Consider the following 9,649-nt stretch of genomic DNA (forward strand, 5'->3'; position numbering starts at 1 on the left):
ACCGAGTTGATGGCCAAACATCACGAGGCGCCTGCTTCACTCCAGTAGCCGTGTTGCACTCAGCTCCTGCAACCGCCCCTGTCTGTCCGTTATGGCGTTATTCAATGACCTTGGCTTACCTAGGCCGAAAGAACTCTTGCCGTTAAACCTTTAATTCTATCGTAATATTTCTTTCGTTCACCAATGATTTCAGGCGATCCTTGAAAGTGTGGATCTGATAAAGCTTGGGCTGGATCGATTGCGTAGTAGCTAGCCTCGCGAAACCTCTTTATCGCCGGGATTATCCAGCATGCTGGATAGAAGTGAAGCAAGCCACCGCCTCCTTTTTGGATCATGCCAACCCACTCGGTCTGATTGGCCTTTGGCATGACATTGCTAACTACCCCACCACTCATTCCATTGAGATCGTCGTGCGAGGCTCCATCAGGGAATTTAACGCAATAAGAATCCCCAAGTTTATTGCAAATCCCAAGGCGTATTTTTTTATTTATAATCGTGGCGCAGTTGAACTCATCGCCATAGGGGTAGTCGATTGGATTCTCATTGATCGGATAACCAGAGACAACAAGAAGCATCCCCTCATACAGCTCACTAAAATCGACGCCTTTAGGCGCGTAGCGCGAGTCCAGATCAATAAAACTATCTGGGTATCTAAATATATCCCCTAGCTCTACCAGCACAATATCATCATTGTCAATATTGCTGCAGCTCCTCTTAATAAGCTCTCCGATACGCCATCCGCGAATAGGGAAGCCAAGATCAGTAGCCTCCTGCCATCCACGCTTAGCGAAGAGATGAGTAAAGAATGGCGATTCATTCTGTGGCTCGATGTAGTGAGCATCTATAACATGCTGAGCAGTCAGGATGAAGAACTTCTGCTCAAACTTTATAAAGATGCAGCTGCCCCCGTGATTGTAAACGAGATCAGCATGGTAGCGCCCGGTCTCGCTCATTGCTTCAGAGCAATGCGTAAAAATCATTCTTCTTACAGATTGAACAACATTACCCTTCGATGCCTTTTCAAAAAAGGATTCCATCTTTCTCTTTGGTATTTTCAAATCAGAGTACCTCTCCGTGTTTTTTTATTTGAGACGAATCCGTCCGGTAAGTAGCTCCTGCATCATGCCCTGCTTGAGTTGGCGGGCCTTGTCGCGGCGAGCTTCGAGGGCAGCCAGTTCGGCGTCAATGTCGGAAAAAATGGCGGCTATAGCGTTTTGTTCATCCAGTGGCGGCACTTGAAAAACATGCTCTTTCAAAATCTTGAAGTGGCGATTGTACCCACTTTGCTCAATCCCTCTATATTGCAGCTGAAAGGCATGAAAGCGGGTACTTTGCCCTTTCATCCCCTGAATAACTTGCGTTCCGTCAGCGCCGACTAAAAAATCGAAATCAACAAACTTAACAATGCAAGTGTGGTCACCAAAAACTATCACCCCTTCATCGCTATTACGGTAAATCTTATCTTCATCATCAGAGAAGCCGATAACTGATTCTTTCCCTTGATCCACGACCGGATATTTTCCGGTTGTTTGGTAGGCAGATGTCTGGATTTGATGCGCCTTTGCATTAATACGTTTAAGGGTGGAGCCGAACTGTTTCACCTCCCACTCCCCACTAAAACCAGGCAGGCGTTTCTGGCCGGACAGCAGCTGCTGCATAACAGCTTGCTTAATATCGCGCTTTTTAGCGATCAGCTGTTCAAGAATAATAACCATGGAATCAATATCCATGAGCGACGAAGCTATAGCAATTTGTTCCTCAACCCTAGGGAACGGCACTGGAATTTCGCCAAGGGCGCTTCTGGATATCCTCTTATGCGTCGTCCCTCCAACACTTACCGATACAGATGAAAACCACTGACGACTTGAAAGGTACTGATTTAAGTAACCGCGATCAGCGAAACCGTACTTTGGTCTAAATATAGTCACATCAACTGATGTTATTGATTTTTTATCTGCAGTCTCAGGAAAAATACATGCCCTGCCAGCAGGCTCCGCCAGCCGACAAATCAATATATCCCCTGCCTTTATTTCCTTACAACCAAGAACCTTAAACGACTCTTCAGATATGTATTTCTTTGAGTCCTTATCAATGAACTCACCGACCCCAATATTACCTGTCTGTACGAGGCGAATTCCCGCTTTGGTAATATATTCAGCCTCAATCCAGTCGCCATCATCAAACAGACTTTTTTGTCGATCTGATATTTCAAAAACAGAGCGAACATCCCACTCTTCCGGAATAACACCAACTTCAGTCTGCTTGTACCCTGGCTTGATTTCATCAGTCATACCGCAAACCCCATCTTGGCCAGATGCTGATTGACCTTCGCTGCCAGTTCCTCGACCTGCGCATTGAGCTGTGGCAGCGGCGTGGCATAGCGCCCGGCCAGTTCGCGGACGCGTCGAGTCAGCGCCTGGGAGACCCGATCCAGCTCGCTTTGCACGTCTGCGGCGAGGCTGGCCAGCCACTTATCCTCGACCACCAACTGCTTGAGGTCCGCTTCGGACAGTAGGCCGTATTGAGCACTGACCTTGGCGTCCAGCGCGGACTGGGCATCCTTGGCCTGCTTCTTGGCGGCGGCTTCCTGCTCCAGCAGTTTCTGGCAGGCGCTCAGAGCGGCGCGCTCTTCCTCGGCGTCCGGGTCGGCCTTGATGGCCTTGAGGCGGGCTTTCACGCTGGCGGCGGTGAGCTTGCCCTTGTCGGTCTTGGCCTCGGCCAGCGGGCCGTCTTCGCCGCCCTGTTCCTCGTCCAGCTCTTCCAGTTGGCGACTGATGGCGTCGCGTGCGGCTTCCAGTTGCTCGATGGCGGCGGCCTCGGCAGCAAAGTAGCGGCGCACGATCAGCTCGGCCGGCAGCAGGTCGCTGTTGGGCTGACGTTTGCCGGCGGCATCGACGATCTGCGCCTGCCAACCATCGCTGACCAGCTGGTAGACATCGTCCTGCAGGGTGGCAGCCCAGTAGTCGAGCAGGTGCTGGTAGATGTCGTAGGCATCCAGCAGCGGCGCGGTCTTGAAGGTTTCCAGCAGATCCTCGGCCAGGGATTCGATCAGCGCCTTGGGCGCGTCGCCGATGGCGATGCCGTGCAGACGTTGGCGGTTGCGGGCCTGCCAGTCGGCAAACAGCTCGCTGACGGTCTGGTTGAAGGCGCGGAACTCGGGGTGAGCGAAGATGGTCGGCTTGATCTCGCCGATGGCCACCTTGAGCTGGCTGTAGCCCTCGCGCAGCGGGGCGAACAGCGCATCGCGCACGCCGGGGATGACCTGCCAGTAGGCGGCCAGATCATCCAGGTCGCGCTCGGGAATGCCGCCCTTGAGGTGCGCCTCGATGTCCTGCAGGTCTTCGGTCTCGGAGGCATCGATATAGCGCGGGATGTTCAGATTGAAGTCGTTGGCCTCGATCTCGGCCAGGGCCACCAGGCACGAATACTTCGGCAGCTCGCGCTGCTGGTTGAAGGTGTCGACGATCTTGTGGATGTCCTGCTCGCGCAGGCGGTTCTTGTTGCCGTCCTTGATGAAGCCCTTGCTGGCATCGATGAAGAAGATGCCTTTGCGCGCCGTGCTGTTTTCCTTGTCGAGGACGAGAATGCAGGCCGGGATGCCGGTGCCGTAGAACAGGTTGGCCGGCAGGCCGATGATGCCCTTGATGAAGCCCTGCTGGAGGATGCGCTTACGGATCGCCGCCTCGGCGCCGCCGCGGAACAGCACGCCGTGGGGCAGGATCACCGCCGCCTTGCCGCTGGCCTTGAGGCTGGCGAGGATGTGCAGCAGGAAGGCGTAGTCGCCATTTTTCTCCGGCGGGACGCCATACTCGAAGCGCCGGTACGGATCATCGACGGTGTTGACGCCGTTGCTCCAGGCCTTGGTAGAGAACGGCGGGTTGGCGACGATGAAGTCGAACAGCTTGAGCAGCCCCAGCGGGTCCTTGAAGTGCGGCGCGGCGAGGGTGTTGTCCTTCCAGATCTCGGCGGTCGGGCAGTCGTGGAGGATCATGTTCATCTTGGCCAGCGCGCTGGTGGCGTTGTCCATTTCCTGGCCGTAGATGGCCAGGTCCAGGCCGGTGGCGGCCTTGGCCTCGTCGTGGGCCTTGAGCAGCAGCGAGCCGGAGCCGCAGGTCGGGTCAAAAATGCTCTGGTTGCTGTCGGTGGCCCCGGCCAGGCCGATGACCTTGGACATCACCCGCGAGACTTCCGCCGGGGTGTAGAACTGGCCCTTGCTCTTGCCGGACTCGGTGGCGAAGTGGCGCATCAGGTATTCGTAGGCATCACCGAGGATGTCGTCGCCCTGGGCGCGGTTGCCTTTGAAGTTGAGGCCGGGGGAGTCGAAGATGCTGACCAGGTTGGACAGGCGGTCGACCATCTCCTTGCCCTTGCCGAGCTTTTCCTGGTCGTTGAAGTCGGCCACGTCGATCACCCCGGTCAGGCCGTTGGCTTCGGCTAGGGTGGCGATGATCTGGTTGAGCTTGTCACCGATTTCCTTGTCGCCCTTGAGCTTGACCATGTCGGCGAAGCTACCGCCGGCCGGCACCTCGATCAGCGAATGCGGGTTGCCGGCGTACTTGTCGGAGACGTATTTGACGAACAGCAGGACCAGCACGTAGTCCTTGTACTGCGAGGCATCCATGCCGCCGCGCAGCTCGTCGCAGGACTTCCACAGGGATGAGTAGAGTTCGGATTTCTTGATGGCCATGGTGGCGGTGTCTTCCTTCGATTGTTTGGTGTGGCAACGCGGGTTGCCGGCATATCCATGTCCGGAGCGGACTGTGGCTACGCGATCCAGAGGCTGGCCGCGATGGTGGCCTGCTTGGCGCGTAGTTGCTGAATTTCGTTTTCGATCTGGGCTTCCTGCTCGAATGCCTGAACCATCCTGTTCATTTCGTCCGCGCTGGGGACGGGGATTTCCAGCTCCTTGAGGGCCGAGAGCTGGATGGAGGGAATGGTGGCCCCTACTGCCATGTGCTTGAGCAGTGCCTGCCCGATGTCGGAACGAAGGTACGTCAAAAGCGCCTTCGGTGGGTACTCATCCGGCCGCTTGCTGCGCAGGATGGCCAGCGACTGCCCAGCGATCCAGCCACCCTCGTTATTGTCGGGAACCTCCCGGGCAATACCGGCCTTGCCGATCGTCCCTTTGAAGGTCATCAGGACATCGTCGGGTCTGATGAAATAGCTCGAAGCCTTGGCCGAACCGAGGTCGAACAGGGCTTCCTTATTGGCGCTGTGAATGTAGCCGTAGGCCGGAATGTCTTGGGCCTGGACTTCAAACACCTCGGCACCGTTGGCAGAGGTCGCGTGCTGACGCGGGCGGATGACCTCGAAGAACTCGCTGAGCTTGCGCATCTTGTAGCGCTGCAGGACGTGCTCCAGTTGGCGGGCATCCTCGTCCAGCACATAACGGCCGACCTCCAGGGAGTAGTCATTGTCCGCAATCGACTGGCGCGATACGGAGACGGCATGCTCGGTGGCGTCCTGGCCAGCAATCTCGGCCAGCAAGGTGTCGAGGTTCTTCAGCTCGATGCGCTTCTTGGCTGCACGCTCGGTGAACGCCTCGGTCGCGGCGTTGACGAAGCGTACGCTCTCCGCGCCGCCTTGTGGATTCAGCAGCAGAATCGAAAGAGAAACACCGGCACCGGCACAGAGGCCGCCAGGCAGGGCGATGACCGCTTCCAGTTGGCCAGCCTCGACCAGCCGCTCGCGCAGCTGACGCTCGCTGCCCGCGGCGAACACTATTGAGTTGGGTATCGCCACAACGATCCGGCCGCGGGTCTGGGCCAGCAGGTGACGAATCTGCAACACGTTGCCCACCGGGGTCTTTTCGACGAAGCGGTCGAACAGGTCATTTTCGAGGACTTCGGTGGAGTAACGCAGTCCCATCGGGGGGATGCAGACTGCCGTCTCGAATCGGATCAGCATGCCTTGATCCAGTGCAGCGGGAACCCCCACGGGATCAGTGTCATTGATGTCCCAGCCACTTATGTTGGCCAGCCCGAGAATCTGAGCGGGGAGCGTCGGGTTCCGTGTCTCGACCAAGGCTGTAGCGCCACTCCGTACAACCCTGGATGCGAGCTGCCCGGAGTTGTCCCAAGGGACATACACCCTCTGCGCGGCTTTTATCCCGGCAAGTTCAATCAGCAGTTCGCACAGGCTTGGCGCAGACGCGAAACTGCTGTCGCGGCGGTCGAACGACCAGAAGGCGGCGTCATCCAGGATCAGCTTGTCGAGGAAGCCCTGAGCCTCGAAGGCACTGATTTTCTGCAGCAGCGGGGCGATGTCTCGGGCTCCGCGCAGGTTCTGCCAGACGCTCTCGTCCATGAACGGAAACTGGGCATAGGTCTGCACCTGACGCAGTGCCTCATGCTGTGCGCTCAGATCGCGGTCGAGCAGATGAGCGATGCGCAGCTCCTCGGGAAGAGCGGTCGACTCTTTCGACAGCTTCCACCAGCACAGTAGTTGCAGAACCAGGGAGGTGGATTGCTGCGCGATCAGGCCGAGACCGCGTGTGGAATCCAGCAGCTGGAAGAAGATTTTCTCGTTCATGTGACGTCCTGGAATGGCTGAATGCAGGGGTCAGTTGCGGCTGGTGAGGTTGTAGGTCGTGATGACCGCTTCACCGCTGGCCACGACGACGACGCCACCCTTGTCCTTGATCTTCATGAGCAGACGACGCTCTTCGTCCAGCTCGGCCAGACGCTGCTTGGCCTCTCGATCGCCGAAGATGATCTTGTCCCGGCTCTGACTGCCATGGGTGAGAACGTAGTCGACCATCTTGAGGGGAATGCCGCGCTGAGCCTGGCGGGCCTTGCAGTGGTGGGTGGCGTGCATGGTGGGGTACTCCTTGGCTGACCGTGAGCAAAGAGTATTCTTAAAGCCGCCATGCGTCAACTAGGCAAAAGATGCCTATTTTTTGGTTTTGATGCCTTTAAATAGTGCGTGCTGCTTTACTGTCGAACTTCCTGCGGAGCCAGCATCAGCTCTGCCGCCATCCCTCCACCACCTCAGCCCCGAACTCAGCCTTCCAGGCCTTGAGTTGGGCGTGGTTCGCCCCCCTTGGTTTCGATGCGTTTGCCGGTGACCGGCTGCACATACACCTTCACCTGACGGGAACGGCGCTGCTTCACGGCAGCCGGTACAGCCTGCTCAAGCTGGATAGCCCGCGGCTCCAGGTGTCGACCACCCTATCCAGATCCATGCCGTAGCCCGCCATCAGCGCCTTCAGCTTGTCTTCGAACTCCATTTCGCGCTTGAGGCCACTGTCGCCTTGGAGCTTCTCCAGCAGGGCCAGCTGTTCTTTGAGGGCCTGCTCAGCACGGCGAAATTCGGCAAGTTTGGACATGTCGTCTCCTTTGGTTTCGTAACTGAATCAAATTGGATACGGCCGGCTACTCGCCGTCGCGCAGGTATTCATAGAGGGTGGCCCGGCTGATCCCGAACTCGCGGGCCAAGGCGGCCTTTGGTTCGCGAGCCTCGGCGCGACGGCGCAGCTCGGCGATTCTGGTGTCGCTCAGGGCTTTCTTGCGCCCACGATAGGCGCCGCGCTGCTTGGCCAGGGCGATGCCCTCGCGCTGCCGCTCGCGGATCAGCTCACGCTCGAACTCGGCGAAGGCCCCCATCACCGACAGCAGCAGGTTGGCCATCGGCGAATCCTCGCCGGTGAAGGTCAGTCCCTCCTTCACGAACTCGATCCGCACACCGCGGCCAGTTAGCTGCTGCACCAGGCGGCGGAGGTCGTCCAGGTTGCGGGCGAGGCGATCCATGCTGTGAACCACCAGGGTGTCGCCCTCGCGAACGTAGCTGAGCAGAGCGTCGAGCTGGGGGCGTTGGGTGTCCTTGCCGGAGGCCTTGTCGGTGAACACCTTGCTCACCTGGGCTCCTTCGAGCTGTCGATCCGGGTTCTGGTCGAGGGTGCTGACCCGGATGTAGCCGATTCGCTGTCCGTGCATGCCGTCTCCAGGGTAAATGTGTAAGGGTGAACCCTATAGAGCTGCCGGACACATGTCAAATAATGCGAAAAATTACCCTATCCAGACGTGCGGGAGCTGGGTTTCGGGCTGTCTGGATAGGGTATATCCTTAACTGACACCACCTCCCAGGGCCTGATATAAAGCAACACTATCGACTAGGCGTTGTGCCTGGGCCGCAACCATATTGATCCGGATTGACTGTGCCTGTTCCTGCGCGATGAGCAGTTGCAGGTAGCTGGCCGCGCCCAGCCGGTATTGCCGCTCGACCGACTGCAAGGAGGCCTGTGCAGCCATATCAGCGGCAGCGAGGGCAGTCAAAGTTTGTGCATCGCTTTCCACCGCGCGCAGGGTGTCGGCGACGTTACGCAAAGACTCCAATACGACGCTCTGGTAATTGGCTGCGGCGGCATCAAAAGCGGCGAGCGCCGCTCTTTTTTCAGCGGGTAGCCCTGGATTAAAAAGAGGCTGGGTGAGCTGCGCAACCAGGCCCCACACTGCCGAGCCACCACCGAACAGGGTACCGGTGGTCAGCGCTTGAGAGCCAAGGTTGGCGCTCAGGTTGATCTGTGGGTAGAGCTTGGCGACAGCCACACCATAGTCTGCATTGGCCGCATGCAACAGCGCCTCTGACGCCTGGATATCCGGTCGGCGGCGCACCAGTTCTGAGGGCACGACGAGCGGCATCTCGACGGGCAGAGTGAAATCGGCCAGAGTGAAGGCCGGGATGCCACCCGTGCCTGGGGCACGACCGGCTAGCACCGCCAGTAGATGTTCGGTTTGTTGCAGTTGTTTACGCAGCGCAGGCAGTTCTGCCCGCGTTTGCTCCGCCTGAGCTTGTAGGCTCAACGCTTCATCAGGTGAGGCCTGACCGATACGCACGCGTTCATGGGCTAGGCGCAGTTGCTCATCCTGCACGCGCAAAATGGCAGTAGTGGCTTCTAGTTGCGCGGCGAGGCGTGCTCGGGTAATGGCAGCGGTTGCCATATTGCCGGCAAGGGCCAGGCGCGCAGCATTCAGTTCGAAGCGACGGTAGTCGGCGCGAGCAGCCAAGGCTTCGAGTGCGCGCCGGTTGCCGCCAGCCAGATCGAGGTTGTAATGCACGCCAACGCTGGCGTTGTAGAGGCTGAATTGACGTGCGTCTCCGCTCAACCCTTGGCTACTGGGACTCATTTGCTGGCGCTGAGATCCCAGTGCGACATCTACCTGTGGATACTGCGTCGAGCCCACCTGTGCGGCAAGAAGCTCCTGCGCCTGTCGCAAATTGGCGCTGATGCTCGCCAGCGTCGGGCTGACATGGAAAGCTTCGTTGATCAGTCCGTCGAGTGTGGATGAACCCAAGCTTTGCCACCATTGCGTTTCGATCGGAAGCCCTTCGACTAGACGTTGTGTTTCGCCGAACTGCGTGGGAGCGGACGCGGTTCTATCAGCCACCGGTGTTGCAGTGTAGCGAGCCACATCGGGTGCGGTGGGACGCTGAAAATCAGGGCCGGCGGCGCAACCGGCCAGACCGGCGGTGACCAGACCAGCTACCAGGTAAGTTGCCGCAAGCCGTCTTTCGAGGCTGATGGGGCGCTGGCATGTTTTAGCGTGCTCCATAAAAATGCTCCACGAAAGGTTTGAACCGCCCCGGGAACTCCGGAGGCTCTCTGGTTTGAGTCATGCCGCCAGGGCTGACTCGTCGAGTTGTCGATAAT

Annotated in this window: 7 protein-coding genes and 1 pseudogene; all 8 read right to left on the reverse strand. The window is 58.1% G+C overall.

Annotation, left to right across the window (positions count from 1 at the left end; genetic code table 11):
• Positions 1-119 precede the first annotated feature (119 nt).
• A complete protein-coding gene (locus tag MXC11_RS11855) occupies positions 120-1,037 on the reverse strand; it encodes a hypothetical protein (RefSeq protein WP_250010386.1) in 918 nt (305 codons plus the stop codon).
• A gap of 45 nt (positions 1,038-1,082) precedes the next feature.
• Entirely contained in the window at positions 1,083-2,291 is a 1,209-nt protein-coding gene (locus MXC11_RS11860; RefSeq protein WP_250010387.1) for a restriction endonuclease subunit S, read from the reverse strand.
• Complete coding sequence (locus MXC11_RS11865; protein WP_250010388.1) at positions 2,288-4,687, reverse strand: type I restriction-modification system subunit M; 2,400 nt, start codon at positions 4,685-4,687, stop codon at positions 2,288-2,290. Before MXC11_RS11865 ends, MXC11_RS11860 begins: the two co-directional genes overlap by 4 nt.
• Before the next feature lie 77 nt (positions 4,688-4,764).
• Positions 4,765-6,531, reverse strand: coding sequence for an N-6 DNA methylase (locus tag MXC11_RS11870; protein WP_250010389.1), 1,767 nt, complete (start codon positions 6,529-6,531; stop codon positions 4,765-4,767).
• Between the two features lie 30 nt (positions 6,532-6,561).
• Entirely contained in the window at positions 6,562-6,816 is a 255-nt protein-coding gene (locus tag MXC11_RS11875) for a DUF4258 domain-containing protein (RefSeq protein ID WP_250010390.1), read from the reverse strand.
• Between the two features lie 145 nt (positions 6,817-6,961).
• A pseudogene (locus MXC11_RS11880) lies at positions 6,962-7,327 on the reverse strand (histone-like nucleoid-structuring protein, MvaT/MvaU family).
• 46 nt (positions 7,328-7,373) lie between these two features.
• Entirely contained in the window at positions 7,374-7,934 is a 561-nt protein-coding gene (locus MXC11_RS11885) for a recombinase family protein (RefSeq protein ID WP_250010391.1), read from the reverse strand.
• 129 nt (positions 7,935-8,063) lie between these two features.
• Positions 8,064-9,551, reverse strand: a complete 1,488-nt coding sequence (locus MXC11_RS11890; RefSeq protein ID WP_041110729.1) for an efflux transporter outer membrane subunit — start codon at positions 9,549-9,551, stop codon at positions 8,064-8,066.
• Positions 9,552-9,649 lie beyond the last annotated feature (98 nt).

The organism is Pseudomonas eutrophicaquae (assembly GCF_023544715.1).
Classification (GTDB): domain Bacteria; phylum Pseudomonadota; class Gammaproteobacteria; order Pseudomonadales; family Pseudomonadaceae; genus Geopseudomonas.

Bases quoted from the DNA above. Each gene is read 5' to 3' on its own strand.
- MXC11_RS11875 (WP_250010390.1), bottom strand. From the start codon at position 6,816: ATGCACGCCACCCACCACTGCAAGGCCCGCCAGGCTCAGCGCGGCATT.
- MXC11_RS11860 (WP_250010387.1), bottom strand. From the start codon at position 2,291: ATGACTGATGAAATCAAGCCAGGGTACAAGCAGACTGAAGTTGGTGTT.
- MXC11_RS11870 (WP_250010389.1), bottom strand. From the start codon at position 6,531: ATGAACGAGAAAATCTTCTTCCAGCTGCTGGATTCCACACGCGGTCTC.
- MXC11_RS11865 (WP_250010388.1), bottom strand. From the start codon at position 4,687: ATGGCCATCAAGAAATCCGAACTCTACTCATCCCTGTGGAAGTCCTGC.
- MXC11_RS11885 (WP_250010391.1), bottom strand. From the start codon at position 7,934: ATGCACGGACAGCGAATCGGCTACATCCGGGTCAGCACCCTCGACCAG.
- MXC11_RS11855 (WP_250010386.1), bottom strand. From the start codon at position 1,037: ATGGAATCCTTTTTTGAAAAGGCATCGAAGGGTAATGTTGTTCAATCT.
- MXC11_RS11890 (WP_041110729.1), bottom strand. From the start codon at position 9,551: ATGGAGCACGCTAAAACATGCCAGCGCCCCATCAGCCTCGAAAGACGG.